Consider the following 18,444-nt stretch of genomic DNA (forward strand, 5'->3'; position numbering starts at 1 on the left):
GGCGGACCGGCTCGGCTCGGCTCCGTCAGTAGGAGCGCGGCAGGCCCAGGGTGTGCTGGGCGACGTAGTTGAGGATCATCTCCCGGCTGACCGGCGCCACCCGGCCGACCCGGGTGGCGGCCAGCAGCGCGGCCAGCCCGTACTCCTGGGTCAGGCCGTTGCCGCCCAGGGTCTGCACGGCCTGGTCGACGGTGCGGCTGGCCGCCTCGCCGGAGGCGTACTTGGCCATGTTGGCGGCCTCGCCGGCGGCCATGTCGTCGCCCGCGTCGTAGAGGTGGGCGGCCTTGCGCATCATCAGGCGGGCCAGCTCGACCTCGATGGCGCACTGGGCCAGCGGGTGCGCCAGGCCCTGGTGGGCGCCGATCGGGGTGTCCCAGACGGTGCGGCTCTTGGCGTACTCCACCGCGGTGTCGAGCGCCTGGCGGGCCACTCCGAGGGAGAAGGCGGCGGTCATGATGCGCTCCGGGTTGAGCCCGGCGAAGAGCTGCTGCAGCCCCGCGTTCTCATCGCCCACCAGCGCCTCGGCGGGCAGCCGGACGTCGTCCAGGAAGACCTGGTACTGCCGCTCGGGCGAGAGGAGTTCCATCGGGATCGGGCGGTACTCGAAGCCCGGGGTCCGCCGCGGCACGATGAAGAGCGCGGGCTTGAGCTTGCCGGTGCGGGCGTCGGCGGTGCGGCCCACCACCAGGACGGCGTCGGAGCCGTCGATGCCGGAGATGAAGACCTTGCGGCCGTTCAGGATCCAGTCCGCGCCGTCCCGCTTGGCGACGGTGGAGAGCTTGTGCGAGTTGGAGCCAGCGTCCGGCTCGGTGATCGCGAAGGCCATCCGGCGGCTGCCGTCGGCCAGGCCCGGCAGCCAGGCCCGCTTCTGCTCCTCGGTGCCGAACCGGGCCAGGATGGTGCCGCAGATCGCCGGGGAGACCACCAGCATCAGCAGCGGGCAGCCGACCGTGCCCAACTCCTCCAGGACGATCGAGAGTTCGTAGACACCCGCGCCCCCACCGCCGTGCTCCTCGGGGAGGTTGACACCGAGGAAGCCCAGCTTTCCTGCCTCGGACCAGAGTTCGTCGGTGTGCTCGCCGGCCCGGGCCCGGGCGAGGAAGTAGGACGAGCCGTAGCGGCGGCCCAGGTCGCCGACCGCCTTGCGCAGCGCGATCCGCTCGGGGGTCTCGATCAACGGGCTCTCGGGGGTGCTCGGTGCGGACATGCGGAGGTCCTCCGGTCAGCTGTCGGTCTCGGGGGTGCCGGGCGCGGGGGTGCCGGGCGCGGGGGTGCCGGGCGCGGGGTCGGGGTCGGGTTCGGGGTCGGGTTCGAGGACGGCGAGCAGGGTGCCCAGGTCGACCTGGCGGCCTGTGGTGACGCGCAGTTCGGTGACCGTGCCGTCGACCGGGGCGGTGACCTGGTGCTCCATCTTCATCGCCTCCAGCCAGAGCAGTGGCTGCCCGGCCGCCACCCGCTCGCCGACCGCCGCGGCCAGCCGGACCACGGTGCCGGGCATCGGGGCGAGCAGGGCGCCGGGGGCGAGCTGCTCCACCGGCTCGGGGAAGCGGGGCAAGGCGGTGAGGCTGAAAGATCCTGACGGTGTGTCAACTTCGATCGCCGGTCCGTAGGCGGCGACCCGGAAGTCGCGGCTCAGGCCGTCCAGTTCCAGGGTGACCTGGTGCCCGGCGGCGGCGAGCAGGCGGACACCGGGGTGCTCCTCGGCCCGCAGGCCGTCCCTGGTGTGCCGGTAACGGACCGTCAGTTCACCTGCCTCATCGGCACGGTAGCGCTTGATCTGGGGCTGGGAGGGCAGGTTGCGCCAGCCCGAGGGCAGCGGGCCGGGGCGGGCCGCCGCGTCGGCGAGCGCGGCTGCCAGGGCGGCGAGCGGCAGCTCGCGCTTGTCGGCGGCGGGCAGCAGGGCGGATCCGTGCTCGGCCAGGAAGGCCGTGCTCAACTCGCCTGCCAGAAAAGCTGGATGGCGAAGCACCCGGACCAGCAGGTCACGGTTGGTGGTCAGGCCGTGGATCCTGGTGCGGGCCAGCGCGGCGGCCAGCCGCCGGGCGGCGGCGGCCCGGGTCGGCGCCCAGGCGATCACCTTGGCGAGCATGGCGTCGTAGTGCACGCCGACCGTGCTGCCGCTCTCGACGCCGGAGTCGATCCGCAGCCGGCCGTGCGGGCCGTCCTGCTCGGACGGGAACTCGACGAGGTGCAGGGTGCCGCTCTGCGGCTGCCAGTCGGCCGCCGGGTCCTCGGCGTAGAGCCGGGCCTCGATCGCGTGACCGGTGGGCGCGGGGGGTTCGGCGGGGAGCGCCTCGCCCTCGGCGACGGCGAGTTGCAGGGCCACCAGGTCCAACCCGGTGACGCACTCGGTGACCGGGTGCTCGACCTGCAGGCGGGTGTTCATCTCCAGGAAGAAGAAGCGCCCGTCCGGGGCCAGCAGGAACTCCGCGGTCCCCGCGCCGGTGTAGCCGATCGCGCGGGCGGCGGCGGTGGCCGCGCCGGCCAGCCGCTCGCGCAGGCGGGGCTCCAGACCCGGGGCCGGGGTCTCCTCGATCACCTTCTGGTGGCGGCGCTGCACCGAGCAGTCGCGCTCGCCGAGCGCCCAGACGGTGCCGTGGGTGTCGGCGAGCAGCTGCACCTCGACGTGCCGGCCACCGGGCAGGTACGGCTCCAGGAACACCTCACCGTCCCCGAAGGCGGCCGCCGCTTCGGCGGCCGCGGCCGCCAGCTCCGCTGCGAGGGCGTCGAGTTCGCGGATCACCCGCATGCCGCGCCCGCCGCCGCCGGCCGCCGCCTTGACCAGCAGCGGCAGGTCGGCCGCGGCGGCGGCGCCCGGGTCGACGGGGGCGAGCACCGGCACGCCCGCCTCGGCCATCAGGCGCTTGGCGGCGCTCTTGGAGCCCATCGCGGCCATCGCCTCGGGCGATGGGCCGACCCAGGTCAGCCCGGCCGCCAGCACCGCGCGGGCGAAGGCCGGATCCTCCGAGAGGAAGCCGTAGCCGGGGTGCACCGCGTCCGCACCGGCCGCCAGGGCCGCGCGGACCAGCAGGTCGGCCCGCAGGTAGGTGTCGGCGGGAGCGGCCCCGGGCAGCCGGACGGCGAGGTCGGCCTCGCGCACGTGCGGGGCGTCGGCGTCCGGGTCGGCGTACACCGCCACGGTGGCGATGCCGAGTTCGCGGCAGCTGCGGAAGACCCGGCGGGCGATCTCGCCGCGGTTGGCGACGAGCAGCGTACTGATCATCTTGATCATCTGAGAACCCATCACATCCGGAAGACGCCGTAGCCGCGCGCGCCCTCGACCGGGGCGCTGTGGATCGCGGAGAGGCAGAGGCCGAGCACGGTGCGGGTGTCGCGCGGGTCGATGACGCCGTCGTCGTACAGCCGGCCGGAGAGGAAGGCGGGCAGCGACTCCGCCTCGATCTGCTGCTCCACCATGGCGCGGATCGCGGCGTCCGCGTCCTCGTCGTAGGGCTGCCCCTTGGCGGCGGCCGACTGGCGGGCCACGATCGAGAGCACACCGGCGAGTTGGGCCGGTCCCATGACCGCGGACTTGGCGCTCGGCCAGGCGAACAGGAAGCGCGGGTCGTAGGCCCGCCCGCACATCCCGTAGTGGCCGGCCCCGTAGGAGGCGCCCATCAGCACCGAGATGTGCGGGACGGTGCTGTTGGACACCGCGTTGATCATCATCGCGCCGTGCTTGATGATGCCGCCCTGCTCGTACTCCTTGCCGACCATGTAGCCGGTGGTGTTGTGCAGGAAGAGCAGCGGGATGTCCCGCTGGTTGGCCAACTGGATGAACTGGGCGGCCTTCTGCGACTCGGCGCTGAACAGCACGCCCTGCGCGTTGGCCAGGATGCCGACCGGGTAGCCGTGCAGGGCGGCCCAGCCGGTGGCCAGGCTGGTGCCGTAGCGCGGCTTGAACTCGTCGAAGTCGGAGCCGTCGACGAGCCGGGCGATCACCTCGCGCGGGTCGAAGGGGGTCTTGAGGTCGCCCGGGACGATGCCGAGCAGCTCCTCCTCGGCGTACTTCGGTGGCAGCGCGGCGGGATCGGGGCCTGGCCCGGCCTTGCGCCAGTGCAGGCGGTGCACGATCCGCCGGGCGATCCGCACCGCGTCCACCTCGTCGGCGGCGAAGTGGTCGGCCAGGCCGGAGCGGCGGGCGTGCATCTCCGCGCCGCCGAGCGACTCGTCGTCGGACTCCTCGCCGGTGGCCATCTTGACCAGCGGCGGCCCGCCGAGGAAGACCTTGGCCCGCTCCTTGACCAGCACCGTGTGGTCACTCATGCCGGGGACGTAGGCGCCTCCGGCGGTGGAGTTGCCGAACACCACGGCGACGGTGGGGATCCCGGCGGCGGAGAGCCGGGTGAGGTCGCGGAAGAGCGCGCCGCCCGGAATGAAGATCTCCTTCTGGCTGGGCAGGTCGGCGCCGCCCGACTCGACCAGGTTGATCAGCGGCAGCCGGTTGCGCAGCGCGATCTCGTTGGCCCGCAGCGCCTTGCGCAGGGTCCACGGGTTGCTGGCCCCGCCGCGCACGGTCGGGTCGTTGGCGGTGATCACGCACTCGGTGCCCTCGACCGTGCCGATGCCGGTGACCAGCGCGGCGCCGACCGGATAGTCGCTGCCCCAGGCGGCCAGCGGGGAGAGTTCCAGGAACGGCGAGTCCTCGTCGAGCAGCAGCTCGATCCGCTCACGGGCCAGCAGCTTGCCCCGGGCGCGGTGGCGCTCCACGTACTTCGGGCCGCCGCCGGCCAGCGCCTTGGCGTGCTCGGCGGCCAGCTCGTCGAGCTTGGCGAGCATCGCCTCGCGGTGGGCGCCGTGCTCGGCCGAGGCGGGGTCGACCCGGGTGGGCAGGACGGTCACAGCAGGGCCTCCGGGATGTCGAGGGTGCGGGAGCGCAGCCACTCCCCCAGCGCCTTGGCCTGCGGGTCGAACCGCGCCTGGGCGCCGACGCCTTCGCCGAGCAGGCCCTCGATGACGAAGTTGACGGCGCGCAGGTTGGGCAGCAGGTGGCGGGTGACCGGGAGGTCGGCGGTCTCGGGGAGCAGCTCGCGCAGCCGGTCGACGGTCAGGGTGTGGGCCAGCCAGCGCCAGGCGTCCTCGCCGCGCACCCAGACGCCGAGGTTGGCGTCACCGCCCTTGTCGCCGCTGCGGGCGCCGGCCAGCAGGCCGAGCGGGACGCGGCGGGTGGGGGCGGGGGGCAGGGGGGCGGGCAGTTCAGGTTCGGGGAGCTCGGGCGCGGGGAGCTCGGGCGCGGGGAGCTCGGGCGTCGCGGGGGCGGGGGCGGTGTGCGCGGTCGGTGGGATCGCGCGGCGGGTGCCGTCCGGGAGCACCGCCCAGTGCTCGACCAGTTCGGCGTCCAGGTGCACGGCCTCGAAGACGCCGTACGGGGCGCCGGGGCCCGGTGGCGCGGTCAGATGGAAGCCCGGGTAGCCGGCCAGGCCGAGCTCGACCGCCGCCGAGCTGACGGCCCGGCCGACCTTGGCCGCCTCCGGGTCGCGCACGGTGAGCTGCAGCAGGGCACTGGCCCGCTGCTCGGTGGGCGCGTCCGGGTGGTCGGTACGGGCCAGCGTCCAGCGCACCTCGGCGGGCCGCCGCTCGGTCGGCAGGGCCTGCTCGAACTGGGTGCGCACCAGGGCGGCCTTGGCCTCGATGTCGAGCCCGGTGAGCACGAAGACCACCTCGTTGCGCCAGCCGCCGATCCGGTTCAACCCGACCTTGAGCGTGGACGGCGGCGCCTCGCCGCGCACGCCGCTGATCCGCACCCGGTCGGGGCCGACCTGGTCGAGCCGCACACTGTCCAACCGGGCCGTCACATCCGGTCCGAGGTAGCGGGGCCCGGCGGTCTCGTAGAGCAGCTGGGCGGTGACCGTGCCCAGGGTGACGGCGCCGCCGGTGCCCGGGTGCTTGGTGATCACGCTGCTGCCGTCGGCGTGCAGCTCGGCGAGCGGGAAGCCGGGGCGGCTGACGTCGTGCTCGGTGAAGAAGGCGTAGTTGCCACCGGTGGCCTGCGCGCCGCACTCGAGCACGTGACCCGCGACCACCGCCCCCGCGAGCCGGTCCAGGTCACCGGGTCCCCAGCCGAAGTGCGCCGCCGCCGGACCCGCCACCAGCGCCGCGTCGGTGACCCGCCCGGTGACCACCAGCTCGGCACCAGCGCGCAGGCACTCCGCGATGCCGAACGCGCCCAGGTAGGCGTTGGCGGCCAGCAGTCCGGTGGGCTCGGTGAACTCGGCCGCCCGGCCGAGCAGATCGTCCCCGGTCACCTGGCCCACCCGCAGCCCGATGCCCAGCCGGTCGGCCAACTCGGCGATCCGCTCGGCGAGCTGCCCGGGGTTGAGCCCGCCCGCGTTGACCACGATCCGCACCCCGCGCTCCACCGCGAGCCCCAGGCACTCCTCCAACTGGCGCAGGAAGACCTTGGCATAGCCGAGCCTGCTGTCCTTGAGCCGGTCCCGGGCCAGGATCAGCATGGTCAGCTCGGCCAGGTAGTCCCCGGTGAGCACGTCCAGCGGCCCCCCGGTGAGCATCTCGCGCACCGCGCTGAAGCGGTCGCCGTAGAAGCCGGACGCGTTGCCGATCCGCAACGGTGCGACGGGGGTGCCGGCGGGTCCGGCCGCGGCGAGCGATGCGGGCGCGGCGGCGAGCGGGGCGGGCGAGGTGAGCGGGGTGTCAGGTACCGATCCGGGGCGCGGCATGCGGGGGCCTCTTCGATCGCGCTGGCGGGGTCGGTACTGATGGTGGGTCAGCGGCGAGAAAAAAGCAATCGTGCGTGCTTGTTTTTCTCCTCAGCTGAGAAGCGCCGAATGCTCTCCGCCGGCCGCCGGAGGGACGCCCGGCATCGCCCAGGCCCTGCGACACCTGGGCAGCGCTGCCGCCCGGTTCGGCGAGTCCGAGGACGGCCCGTACCTGCTGGACGCCCTCACCACCGCCGCCGAGGGTGCCCGGTGCTCGACCGAGTCACCCGCCAAGGGCCTCGGACGCCTCCGCGTCGCCGGGGCGACCGACGCCCTGGTGCACGCCTGGGAGTCGACCATCCACTCCTACGCTCGCGAGGCGCTGCTCGAAGGCCTGCGCGGCTGCACGCCCGAACCGGTGGCGGAGGGCTTCACCGAGGAGGCACTCGACGACTGCGAACCCCGCGTCCAGGAAGCCGCCCGCGCCCTGCGCCCACCTCGAAACCTGACAGCGCGCGACAGCGTGTAACAGAACGCAATGGCGCGGCTCAGCTCACCGCCCGCTTCACGAGCGCGGCGATCCGGGCCTCCGCCTCGGCCGTCACCTCGGTCAGCGCGAAACCGGCCGCCCACATCGTGCCCTCGTCCAGCTTCGCCTGGTCGCTGAAGCCGAGTGTCGCGTAGCGGGTCTTGAACTTCTCCGCGCTCTGGAAGAAGCAGACCACCTTGCCGTCCAGCGCGTAGGCGGGCATTCCGTACCAGAGCTTCGGCGCGAGGGTCGGGGCGCTGGCCGTGACGACGGCATGGATGCGCTCGGCCATGATCCGGTCGGACTCCGGCATCTCGGCGATCTTCGCGACCACGTCCCGCTCCGCCTCCGCCGCCTTCTCCGCGCGCGAGCTGCGGCGCGCGGCCGTCTTCAGCTCCTTGGCGTGGTCCTTCATCGCGGCCCGCTCCTCGGCCGAGAATCCCTCGTGCTTGCTGCTGTCGGTGCCGCTCATGGCAGTTTCCCCTCGGGGATGGTGAGGCGCGGGTCGATTGAAAGGGACCCTATCGCCGCCCACCGACAGCGGCCCCTCAGCGGCCGACGCGCCCAACGGTCCGATACGGGCGGGTCGGCGGGCGGGCCGACGTGCGGGTCAGCGTGCGGGCCGACCGACGGTACGGCGCGCACGTGCCCGCGGTGCCGCCGGTCCGATCGGGGCCTTCGAAGGGGTAGATCACCGGAACGGCATATGAAAAGTGTCGCCGGAGCGGGCGCGGGGGCCGGCGCGCGGCGGTGAGCGCGTGCGGGGGGGTCAGCCGCGCGCCTCCAACTGCTCGATCCGCTCGATCAGCGGCTGCAACTCGCGGCGGACCAGGGCGGCCAGCGCCTCCAACTGCTCGGCCGAGGGCTGGGGCTGGGACTGCGGGTGGTTCGCCCGCACGTGCGCGAAGCCGATCAGGGCCGCGGCGACGGCGCGGCGGGTGAGCCGCTGCTCCGCGCCGTACTCACGCAGGATCCGGCCGCCCGCGCCCTGCTGCTCGGCGATCAGGCCGAGCAGCAGGTGCTCACACCCGACGTAGTTGTGGCCGAGCGCGATCGCCTCGTTGACCGTCTGCTCGACCGCCTCGGCAGCCGGGCCGCTGAGCCGCAGCACGGGGGCGGTGGCCGGGCCGCCGCCCGCCGCGCCGCCCGGCGCCGTGGTCGCCCGGGTACCGGGAGCGGCGGCCGCCGTGGTCGGCGTGGTCGGCTCAATCGGCTTGGTCGGCTCGTCGTTGAGCTCGATCCGGGCCAGCGTGTCCTTGAGGTGCTGGGGGTCGATCAGCAGCGCGCCCAGGACCTGGAGCCCGAGGTTGCCCCCCTCCGCGAGCAGGCCGCCGAGCAGGTGGCCGCTACCCACGTTCGGCGACCCCTCGGCGGCGGCCAGCTCCGCGGCCAGCTTCAGCGCGGTGCGCGAGCGGGCGGTGAAGCGGGCGAGGTGGCCGGAGTCGTCCAAGCTGTCGAGGTCGTGCGCGACGACCTCACGGATCCCGGTGACCCGGCGGACGGCCTGCTCCAGGGCCCGCTGGCAGATCGGCGAGACCGAGAGCCCGGCCTCCTTGACCGCCTCGGCGAGCTCGTCCGGCAGATAGACGTTGATCTTGGGCATCGCGGATTCCTCCAACTGGTGGCTCCGAAGTGGGTGATTCCGTTGTACGCCCACCGGGGGTATGCGTCTATAACCCCAGTTGCCGGGCAAAGGTTCGGCTTGGTGCCGCTTCGAAGAAGCTGGGAACGCCACCAGGAGAAGGTGAGGAGGGGGAGCGGCAAATCAGGCTTTATTCGGGCAAAAAGGGCAACCGAACCCCGCTCTGGCCCGGAACAGGGGTGGCGGGTGCCGGGAAGTTCCCAGGAAGGCCCAGGCTTCCTAAACGACGGTGCTGTTCAGTCGAAGACGCCGTTGACGTCAAGCCCCCCGCTGCGTCAGCGGCACTCATACCTGATCACCTCCGCACGTCCGTTCCGAACCAGGAGGCACCGGCCCTTGTCCCGGACCACCATGCGCACCGCCGGCGCTGCCGCGCTGCTGGCCGCCGGCCTGCTGCTCACCGGCTGCTCCTCGTCGTCGACCTCCGCCTCGACCCCTCCGGCGGCCTCCGCCTCGCCCTCCGCCTCCGGCGCGGGCAAGAACTCGCAGGCGATGGCCGCGTACACCTCCTGCCTGCAGCAGCACGGCGTCACGCTGCCCACCGGTCGGCCCAGCGGACGTCCGTCCGGCCGGCCGAGCGGACGTCCGAGCGGCAGCCCTGGTGGCGGCGGCGGATACGGCGGCGGTGGCGGCTACTTCGGCGGCGGCGCCTCGGCCGACCCGTCGCGAGCGGCCGCGATGCAGGCCTGCGCCTCGCTGCGGCCGCAGGGCGGGCAGGGCGGCAAGGGCGGCGGCTTCAACAGCGCCACGTTCCAGGCCTTCACCAGCTGCCTCAAGGATCACAACGTGACCCTGCCGAGCAGCGATGGCGGGAACCCGCTGCGCAGCCTCAACACCGCCGACCCGAACACCGCGGCCGCCTACAAGACCTGTGCCCCGCTGCTGCCGACCCGCCCCTCCGGCGGCCCTTCGGACGACGCCTCGCCCTCGCCGTCGGCCTCCTGACCCACCGGCACGCCGTCGGCTGCCGGTACACCGGCAGCTCACGGACGCTCGGTGCGGACGGCGGGACCCATGGTTCCGGCCGTCCGCACGCCGCCTGACCGGCTGTCACCTCGTGCCCGCCGCACCGCCCCCAGGGTGGCGCGGCGGGCACCTGCGTCTTGCCCGGGTCGGCCCGCCGCGCTCATCTCCTCGGCCCCGGCCCCCTCGAACTCCCTCGGGCCCGCCTCCATGCTGATCACCACCGCGTCATGGCGAAGCCGGGTGGGAAGGCGCCGTTGCCTTCCCACCCGGCTTCCGTGCGTCGGCGGCCGCAGCCGGCCGCGTCAGTACTGCTCAGTACTGCTCAGTACTGCGTGGACACCGTGACTCCGCTGAAGCCGGTCGCGGCGTACAGGGTGATGTAGCGGTATCCGGCGGTGGTGTTGGTGACCGTGATGGTCTCGTTGTTGCCGGAGTTGGTCGACTCGGCCGTGTACGCGGTGGGCGAGGCCCAGGTGTTGGGGTTGTAGTAGAGGTCCGCGTTACCGGTGCCGCCGCTGGAGGTGACGGTCAGGTTCGAGGTGCCGGCCGGCAGGTAGAGGTAGTAGTAGTCGCTGTTGCCCACGGTGGCCGCCTGGTTGGCGCGCGAGCAGTTCTGGTCCATGACGCGGGTGTCGGTCGCCGTGCAGGCCGGCAGCGTTCCGCCGCCGGTGCCTCCACCGGTGCCGAACACGTAACGCGTGGTCACGGTGACCCCGCTGAAGGCGGTGGTGGCGTGCAGGTCGATGTAGCGGTACCCGGGTGCGGCGTTGGTGCTGGTGACGGTGATGCTGTCGTTGTTGCCGGAGTTGGTCGACGAAGCCGTGAACGCGGTGGGCGAGGCCCAGGTGTCCGGGTTGTAGTAGAGGTCCGCGTTACCGGTGCCGCCACTGGTCGTGATGGTCAGCGTCGAGGTACCGGCCGGCAGGTAGACGAACAGGCCCTCGTCGTTGCCGGCGGCGGCCGACTCGTTGGTGCGGTAGCAGTTCTGGCCCATGGCGCGGGCGTCGGGGTCCGTGCAGGGGGTCGAGGGACCGTTCGAGCCGGCGTTGGCGAGCGCGTCGAGCCAGGCGCTGAAGTCGGCGTCGTAGCCGGTGCCGATGCTGTTGTAGACCGCGTAACCGCCCGCGTAGTCACCGGTGCGGAAGTGGGTGAGCATGTTGGCGATGTCCGCGGGGTGCTTCTCGAACATGTACCGCACCGCGAGGTAGCCCCACGGGTAGGTACGGGTCTGGTCGGAGTTGTCGTACGTGCTCTGGAACAGCGTGCTCAGCGCGTAGGTGTGCAGGCTGGCGTCGGCGATCGCCTCGGTGTCGGCGACGTTGCGGTAGCTGTAGGAGACGTACTCGGCCTGGCCCTCGATCCACCAGATGTCCGGGACCGTGATCTGCGTGGCGAAGTCGCCCTTCATGTCGTAGGCGCCCTGCATGAGGTGCGTGAACTCGTGGTTCAGGTTCCAGACCCGCGCCGGGAAGCCGTTGTCGGTGTCCCACTGGTACTGGACGGAGACGGGCTGGTTGGTGGGGTCGGTGATGTCCCCGGACAGCGTCTCACCACCGTTGTTGGTGCTGTTGCCGAAGATCCAGCTGGAGTACGTCTGGTAGTCCTTGGAGCTCGCGAAGATGGCGAGCCGGACGTTCGTCTCGTACTGGCCGGGTATCGGGCTGGTGACCTTGTCCAGGTTCTGGAAGTACGGGACCTCGCTCTGCAGGCTGCTGCAGACCGCCGTCAGGTCCGCGGCGGTCAGCGCCTGCGTCAGCAGGGTGATCGTCGATCCGCAGGCCGTCGTGGTCGGCAGCGAGGCCGCGGTGAGCTGGGTGGCGAGGTTGCAGGTGCCGTAGTACGAGCACTGGGCCAGGTCGTCGGTGAAGGTCATCCCCGCGACACCGACCCACAGCGGCGCCGAGGTACCGGTGATCGCCGAGGCGCCCAGCAGGCCCTTCGCCAGCGGACGGACCTTGGCCTGGAGCGCGGCGGTGTCCAGGAAGCGGGCGACCTCGGTGCCGGCGTTGGAGTCCAGGTAGTACGAGTCCCCGCTGAGTGCGGACGCGTGGTTCAGCGCGAACGCGTCGAGGGTGTCGATGATGCTCGGGTCCGCGGTGACCGCGGTGATGAACGCCGGGTTCTGGTGGCCGCGGAAGATCGGGGTGAAGACGTCGTTGACGGCCGCGTCCATGCTGGCGTAGGCGTCGTAGGAGCTGTTGTAGGCGTTGAGCACCCGCTTGTAGGTGCTCAGGTAGCGGGGCTGCTCGTTGGCACTGTCCGTCAGGACGATGGCGTCGCCCGTGACGCCGCCGTTGGCATCGCTGACGTCCATGAAGTGCGGGGACGCCACGAAGGTGTCCAGTGCGCCCTCGATGGCGGTCGCCAGGGTCGGGCCGTACGTCCCGACATCCGTGGAGTCGTAGTACTGCGCGTAGTAGCCGGCGCGCAGGAAGAGCACCAGCTGCCACACCGAGGTGGAGTTGTCACCGGGGTAGGTGGCCGAGCTGCTGCGGAAGGCGTTGGCCACGGTGACCATCTGCGCCTCGTTGAAGACGCTGTGCGCGGCGGAGCCGGTGACGGTGAACAGCGTGTTCACACAGTCCGTGGTCGAGGACTGGATGTAGGAGACCAGCGCGGCCCCGGACCGGCTGCCGAAGTCGGCGGCCGTACAGGACTGCGCCGCCGCGAGGTTCGCGGCCTTGGAGCGTGCGCTGGGCTTCGACGCGGTCGACGTCGATGAGGCCGATGACTTGGCCGGCACCGGTGTCGCCGGCGCGGCCGGGCTGACCGGAGGCTGCTGTGCGGCGTTGACCCGTTGGCTTCGCACGTCGGCCTGCGTGGACCGGCTGGTGGTGGCGCCGAGCGGCGCCGACGACCGGGGCGCGCCCGCGGTGGGGGCGGGAGCGCTGGTCGAGGACTTCGGGGCGGTCGCGGCGAACGCCGGCGGAGCCAGCAGACCGGCCGTCGCGATCCCGGCCGCCAGGGTGGCGGCCAGGAATCTGGGCAGGGCAAATCGATGGCGCATCAATGCTCCTGAGTGAACGTGGGGGTCCGCCTCGGGTGGGGTCAGTGAGACGTGACATGTAACATCTCACTGACCTCAGCCACTGACAACGCACCACGTGATAGGACATCGCCCGAGGGGTGATAACACCCGCGACTGTCGGAAATCGCGGTGGCCGCCAACCCCCATGACACGGCGGCCGATCAGCGTCGAGGCGCTCCGAACGTCCGCGGGGACCACGGCCGCTGGTGCGGTAGGTGTCCGGAGAGGTCGCGGTACGCCGCGGACGCGGACCGGTGGACGGTCTCGACGACCTCGTCGGCGACACCGCCCGACTGCCAGGCCAGCAGGTAGCGGCACCAGACCGGCCTGCCGGTCAGGGGTTTGACCAGCACACCGACGGACGGGCGGAAGGTCGCCTGCACGACCGAGACACCCAGCCCGGCGGCGATCATGTCCCGCAGTTGGCGCCGGTCGCCGAGGAACTGGTGCACGGTGGCCGGTCGGAATCCGGCGACCTGGCACGCGACGTAGAAGACCCCGGGCCAGCCGGCGCCGTCGTCGGGTGTCACGAACCAGGCGTCCTCGGCCAGTTCGGACAGCGAGACCTCGACCCGGTGGGCCAGCCGGTGGTCCGCCGGCAGCGCCACGAACGACGGCTCGGTGACGATCGCGCGCAGCGCGACGGCCTCGGAGTGCCGCAGCTCCATACCGGGATAGTCGATGCCGATCGCGGCGTCCAGCTCACCGGCCTCCAGGAGTTCGACCATCTCCGCCGAGGAGTAGACGGAACTGATGGTCAGCGCCAGCGCCGGCAGCGCCTTGCGGATCCGAACGACCAGGCCGGAGAGGATCGGGGTGTTGGTCGCGGCCAGCCGCAGGGTCCGGCCGGACCGTGCGGTCTCCCCGGCCAGGCTGCGACCGATGCCGTCCACCTGGGCGAGCACGTCGCGGGCCTGCGCGATGACCTTCACGCCGAACGGGGTCGGGGCCACCCCCACCCGACTGCGGATGAACAGCTCCCCGCCGAAATAACTCTCGATCCGCTGGAGTTGGGTGCTCACGGCCGGCTGCGAGTAGCCCAGCAGCGCCGCCGCGCGACGCAGGCCACCGGCGTCGGCGATCGCACACACGAGGCGCAGATGACGAAGCTCCAGTTGTTCCATCACTGCTCCGGTAACGAGTCGATCGCCGAGGTCGTCCCCGTAGCGGCGGAAGCGGCAGCGCGGCGGACCGAGTGAACTTCGGGGAGTTCCGGGCGGCTCCGGTCAGCGCATTGTAGTTCGGGCAGCTCCTGAGGACGGCCGGGAAGGGCAGCCGGATGCCGAACTCCGAGCGGCGAACGGTCACCACGGGGTGGCGGGTTCAGCTGGCACCGGGCTCCGGCACGCCTTCCCCCTGACGCTCGATCAGCCCGTTTCGCACAGCATCAGACTTTCCCGAACTTTATCGGACACGCGGCCATGCCTGGCGTGTGACATGTGCAATTGTACATGCCGACCAGATCGGTGCGCGCATCCGCCACCGAAGACACCGAAGACACCGAGAAGGGGAACCACTGTGACCTCATCACGTTCAAGTGCGCGGCGCGGGACGGGGCTGCTCGCCTCCACCCTGCTCGCACTCGGCATGGTGCTGACCGGGCTCGCCGGCACCGCACAGGCCTCCGACGGCGTGCCGGACGCAACGTCGCATCCGGCATCCGCCGGGTGGGTTCAGACGCACGGCGACTGGGTCCAGATCCAGCCGGGTCACCCGCACGCCGCGCTGAGCGCGCGCCCCGCCTCGCAGTCCGGTCCGCAGTCCGGGCCGCAGTCCGGGCCGCAGTCCGGGCCGACGGCCAACGCCGACCCGGCCACGCCCGACGTCGTGGTCAACAACGACCAGCCGAACATGACCTACCGCGGCGGCCAGGACTCGGTCGGCGTCACCTCCGGACCGCCCAAGGTCTACGTCATCTACTGGGGTTCCCAGTGGGGCACGGCCGGCCAGGACGCCGACGGCAACACCACGCTCTCCAACGACCCCGACAACGCCGCGCCCTACCAGCAGTCGTTCTTCAAGGGCCTGGGCACCAACGGCGACGCCTGGAGTGGCGTGCTGACCCAGTACTGCGAGAACGTGGCTTCTGGCAGCGGGAGTTGCCCCTCCGACGCCTCCCACGTCGGTTACCCGCAGGGCGGCGCGCTGGCCGGTGTCTGGGTGGACAACACGGCCGCCGCGCCCGACCGCGCCACCGAACCCCAGATCGCAGCCGAAGCAGCGGCCGCCGCCAAGCACTTCGGCAACACCACCACGGCGCAGAACCGCAACGTCCAGTACGTGGTCACCACGGCCAAGGGCATGGACCCGGACAGCTGGCACGAACTCGACACCTGGTGCGCCTGGCACACCTTCGAGCGCTCCAGCTACGGCACGCTGGCGTACACGATCATGCCGTACCTGACCGACAACAAGTACTGCGGCACCAACTGGATCAACCCCGGCCCGCGCGGCCGACTGGACGGCTACTCCATCCTCGGCGGGCACGAGTACGCCGAGACCCTCACCGACCAGAACGCGATGGGCGGTTGGATCGACCCGGCCGGCCAGGAGAACGGCGACAAGTGCGCCTGGATCACCCAGGGAACACCCGGCGGCCTGTTCAACCTGCAACTCGCCACCGGCCCGTTCGCCGTACAGACCACCTGGTCCAACGACCAGCACACCTGCTCGGGTTCACATCCCGTGGTGGCCAACCAGCCGCTCGTCGTCAGCACGATCTGCGACCAGACCGCCGCACCGGGCCAGCGGGTCAGCGTCCCGGTGATCGCCACCGACCAGGGCGCGCGACGGCTCACCTACCGCGCCACCGGCCTGCCGCGCGGCCTCGGCATCGACCCGCGCACCGGGGTCATCCACGGCCGCACCCAGGACCGCGGCTACCACGACGTCTCCGTCACGGTGCGGGACGACGCCGGCCACCAGGCAAGCACGCGGTTCTGGTACGGCTTCTTCGACTCGGGTGAGCACGGCTGCCTCGGCATCGAGCAGATCGTCGACCCCGGCTTCGAGGTCCCGGCGGACGCCAAGGGCAACTACCCCGGCTGGTGGTCCCAGTCCTCGCCCGGGATCATCACCCAGTCCACCGCGCACCAGCCGCACTCGGGCGCCGGGTACGCCTGGCTGGGCCACAGTGCCGCCCAGGACGACTCGCTCTCCCAGGGTGTGGAGACCACGCCCGGTTACACCCGGGCCTCGCTCTCCTTCTGGCTGCACGTCGACTCCACGAACACCGCGCCGACCGCGCAGGACAGCCTGACCCTGGAGCTGGACGACCAGTACTCGGGCAAGCGGATCGCAGTCCTGCGGACCTGGACCAACCTGGACGCCACCAGCGGCTACGTCCCGGTCTCGATCGACCTGACACCTTACGTGGCAGCGGAGTTCGGATCCACGGTGATCGTGAAGCTCACCTCGCACGAGACCGGCAGCGCCAAGACCGCGTTCCTGCTCGACGACACCTCCTTCCACCTGAGCTGATCCCTCACCGCGCCGTCCCGGCCCACCCCTGGGCCGGGACGGCGCGCATCGCCGCAGCGGGCGTGGCACTCACCTCGCTTGAGCGACACCGCCCTGCCAACCGGCCCCTCCTGTCGTGCGGGCTTGCGGTCAGTCCTCAGACGCTCTCGATGCGTCCGACGATCTCCTCACACAACTCGTGGGTGCGCAGGGCATCGTGGGCGTCGAGGACCTTGCCGGACCGGACGGCGTCCAGGAAGCTCACCACGATCTGCTCGATGCCGCGTTGGCGGGCCACCGGGACCCAGTCACCGCGCCGGCGGACCGTGGGCTGACCGCGATGGTCGATGACCTCCGCGAGGTTCACCACGGCGCGCTTGGAGTCGCCGCCGGAGACCTCCAGGATCTCCTCGGTCGAGCCGCTGACCCGGTTCATGATGCCCAGCGCCGTGAAGCCGTCCCCAGCAAGGGTGAGGACTACGTGCTCCACCAGGCCGTCCCGCTCGCGGGCCCGGACGTCCACGTGCTCGATCTCGCCGGGCACGAGGAAGCGGAGCAGGTCCACCACGTGGATGAAGTCGTCGAAGACCAGCGAGCGAGGCGCCTCCGCCAGGCCTTCGCGGTTCTTCTGCAGCACGATCAGGTCGCGCGGGCGCTCCTTCGCCTGCACGTAGCCGGGCGCGTGCCGCCGGTTGAAGCCCACCATCAGCGAGCGGCCGCACCGGTCGGCGAGGTCGACCAGGCGGCGGGCCCCGTCCAGGGTGTGGTCGAGGGGCTTGTCGACGTAGACCTCGACGCCGGCCGTGAGCAGTTGCTCGACGATCGCGACGTGCTGGTCGGTGGCGGCGTGCACGAACGCCGCCCGGATGCCGCTGGCGATCAGCTCGCCGAGGTCGGTGAACCGGTGTGCCGCCTCGACGCGGTAGGTGTCACCGAGCCGGTCGAGCTTGGCCCGGTCACGGGTCATCAGCCGCAGATCGAGGCCCGGCAGGGCGGTGAGCACCGGCAGGTAGGCCTTCTGCGCGATGTCGCCCAGGCCGATCACCCCGACCGGGAGCGCGGCGTCGAGGGCGGGGGTCTGACTCATCGGGGCTCCTGGGATACGGATGATCATCGACCTCACCCACCCTACGGGCAGAGCGGCGGCGAGCGGGCTCCGCTCGGGCGGGCTCCGAACAGCCGTACTCCGGTCAGGCGGGCTCCGCGGCGGCTGCCACGGGCCGGCCCAGTTCGGCCGCGGCCGCCTCCAGCGCCCGTAGCACCGGGCGGATCAGCGGGTGCTGCTCGGCGCCGCCGCGCACGGCCGCGAAGACCTTGCGGGTGGCGAGCTCGCTGTCCACCGGGCGCACCGCGACCCGCGACAGGTCGACCCCGCGCAGCGCCGAACGCGGCACCAGGGCCACCCCCGCGCCCGCCGAGGCCAGCGCCAGCACCGCGCTGAAGTCGTCCGAGGAGTGCACCAGGCGCGGGGTGAAGCCGGCGTGCTCGCAGGCGAGCAGGACCACGTCGTGGCAGGGGTTGCCGGGGTAGGGGCCGATCCACGGCTCGGCGGCCAGCTCGGCCATCGGCAGCGGCCCGGGCCGCCCGGCGAGCCGGTGGTCCAGCGGCAGCACCGCCTCGAACGGCTCGGCGTAGAGGGGGAAGCGGGCCAGCCGCTGGTCGTCGGCCCGGGGCGCGCCACGGTACTCGACGGCCACCACCAGGTCGGCCTGTCCGTCCAGCAGCATCGGCAGGCTGGCGTCGCCCTCGACGTCCAGCACCTGGAGCCGCACGCCGGGGGCGGCGGTGGCCAGCGCGCCGATCGCGGGCGCCAGCACCAGCGCGATGCCGGTGGCGAAGGAGGCCACCGTGACCTGGCCCTGAGCACCGCCCGCGTAGGCGGCGAGGTCGGCCTCGGCCCGCTCCAGCTGGGCCAGCACCGCGTCCGCGTGGCCGACCAGGATCTCGCCGGCCGCCGTCAGCCGCACCCCGCGCCCGTCCCGGGCGAGCAGCGCGTGCCCGGTCTCCTGCTCCAGGGCGGCCAGCTGCTGGGAGACGGCCGACGGGGTGAGGTAGAGCGCGGCGGCCGCGGCGGTCACCGTTCGGTGGTCCGCCACGGCACGCAGGGTGCGCAGGCGTCTGGCGTCGATCACGCCTCAATTCTGCCAGCGTTGATCAGCGGATC

At 72.3% G+C, this 18,444-nt stretch carries 13 protein-coding genes; 3 read left to right on the forward strand and 10 right to left on the reverse strand.

The window, feature by feature from the left end:
- Window positions 1–25: 25 nt before the first annotated feature.
- Genes OG455_RS03900 through OG455_RS03915 form a run of 4 tightly spaced genes read right to left on the reverse strand, consistent with a single transcriptional unit; the run spans window position 26 to window position 6,677 of the window.
- Window positions 26–1,207: an acyl-CoA dehydrogenase family protein gene (locus tag OG455_RS03900; RefSeq protein ID WP_266290205.1), complete on the reverse strand. Its 1,182-nt coding sequence runs from the start codon at window positions 1,205–1,207 to the stop codon at window positions 26–28.
- Window positions 1,208–1,222: 15 nt separating this feature from the next.
- The gene (locus OG455_RS03905) at window positions 1,223–3,223 is read right to left on the reverse strand and encodes a biotin carboxylase N-terminal domain-containing protein (protein WP_266300654.1); all 2,001 of its coding nucleotides are present in this window, start codon (window positions 3,221–3,223) and stop codon (window positions 1,223–1,225) included.
- A gap of 20 nt (window positions 3,224–3,243) precedes the next feature.
- On the reverse strand, window positions 3,244–4,842 hold the full coding sequence (locus tag OG455_RS03910; RefSeq protein WP_266290207.1) for an acyl-CoA carboxylase subunit beta: 1,599 nt from the start codon (window positions 4,840–4,842) through the stop codon (window positions 3,244–3,246).
- Complete coding sequence (locus OG455_RS03915) at window positions 4,839–6,677, reverse strand: acyclic terpene utilization AtuA family protein (RefSeq protein ID WP_266290209.1); 1,839 nt, start codon at window positions 6,675–6,677, stop codon at window positions 4,839–4,841. The genes OG455_RS03910 and OG455_RS03915 overlap by 4 nt, the downstream gene beginning before the upstream one ends.
- A gap of 70 nt (window positions 6,678–6,747) precedes the next feature.
- On the opposite strand from OG455_RS03915, the gene OG455_RS03920 reads away from it, so the two are divergent.
- Window positions 6,748–7,185, forward strand: a complete 438-nt coding sequence (locus OG455_RS03920; protein ID WP_266290212.1) for a hypothetical protein — start codon at window positions 6,748–6,750, stop codon at window positions 7,183–7,185.
- A gap of 19 nt (window positions 7,186–7,204) precedes the next feature.
- Here OG455_RS03920 and OG455_RS03925 read toward each other — a convergent pair whose 3' ends face one another.
- Both OG455_RS03925 and OG455_RS03930 read right to left on the reverse strand, forming a co-directional pair.
- Window positions 7,205–7,657, reverse strand: a complete 453-nt coding sequence (locus OG455_RS03925) for an iron chaperone (protein ID WP_266290215.1) — start codon at window positions 7,655–7,657, stop codon at window positions 7,205–7,207.
- A 297-nt stretch (window positions 7,658–7,954) separates the two neighbouring features.
- Entirely contained in the window at window positions 7,955–8,788 is an 834-nt protein-coding gene (locus OG455_RS03930) for a Clp protease N-terminal domain-containing protein (RefSeq protein ID WP_266290217.1), read from the reverse strand.
- Between the two features lie 375 nt (window positions 8,789–9,163).
- Here OG455_RS03930 and OG455_RS03935 point away from each other — a divergent pair, with 375 nt between their 5' ends.
- Complete coding sequence (locus tag OG455_RS03935; RefSeq protein ID WP_266290219.1) at window positions 9,164–9,772, forward strand: hypothetical protein; 609 nt, start codon at window positions 9,164–9,166, stop codon at window positions 9,770–9,772.
- A 343-nt stretch (window positions 9,773–10,115) separates the two neighbouring features.
- Here the strand turns inward: OG455_RS03935 and OG455_RS03940 are convergent, their stop codons facing one another.
- Both OG455_RS03940 and OG455_RS03945 read right to left on the reverse strand, forming a co-directional pair.
- Window positions 10,116–12,800 carry a M9 family metallopeptidase gene (locus tag OG455_RS03940; RefSeq protein WP_266290221.1) on the reverse strand — a complete coding sequence of 895 codons (2,685 nt, stop codon included), beginning with the start codon at window positions 12,798–12,800 and terminating at the stop codon, window positions 10,116–10,118.
- Between the two features lie 182 nt (window positions 12,801–12,982).
- On the reverse strand, window positions 12,983–13,945 hold the full coding sequence (locus OG455_RS03945; protein ID WP_266290222.1) for a LysR family transcriptional regulator: 963 nt from the start codon (window positions 13,943–13,945) through the stop codon (window positions 12,983–12,985).
- Window positions 13,946–14,339: 394 nt separating this feature from the next.
- On the opposite strand from OG455_RS03945, the gene OG455_RS03950 reads away from it, so the two are divergent.
- Window positions 14,340–16,301 carry a putative Ig domain-containing protein gene (locus tag OG455_RS03950; protein ID WP_266290223.1) on the forward strand — a complete coding sequence of 654 codons (1,962 nt, stop codon included), beginning with the start codon at window positions 14,340–14,342 and terminating at the stop codon, window positions 16,299–16,301.
- 136 nt (window positions 16,302–16,437) lie between these two features.
- Here the strand turns inward: OG455_RS03950 and OG455_RS03955 are convergent, their stop codons facing one another.
- Window positions 16,438–17,367 carry a Gfo/Idh/MocA family protein gene (locus OG455_RS03955; RefSeq protein WP_266290224.1) on the reverse strand — a complete coding sequence of 310 codons (930 nt, stop codon included), beginning with the start codon at window positions 17,365–17,367 and terminating at the stop codon, window positions 16,438–16,440.
- A 103-nt stretch (window positions 17,368–17,470) separates the two neighbouring features.
- Window positions 17,471–18,412 carry a LysR family transcriptional regulator gene (locus tag OG455_RS03960; protein ID WP_266290225.1) on the reverse strand — a complete coding sequence of 314 codons (942 nt, stop codon included), beginning with the start codon at window positions 18,410–18,412 and terminating at the stop codon, window positions 17,471–17,473.
- Window positions 18,413–18,444 lie beyond the last annotated feature (32 nt).

Source organism: Kitasatospora sp. NBC_01287, assembly GCF_026340565.1.
Classification (GTDB): domain Bacteria; phylum Actinomycetota; class Actinomycetes; order Streptomycetales; family Streptomycetaceae; genus Kitasatospora.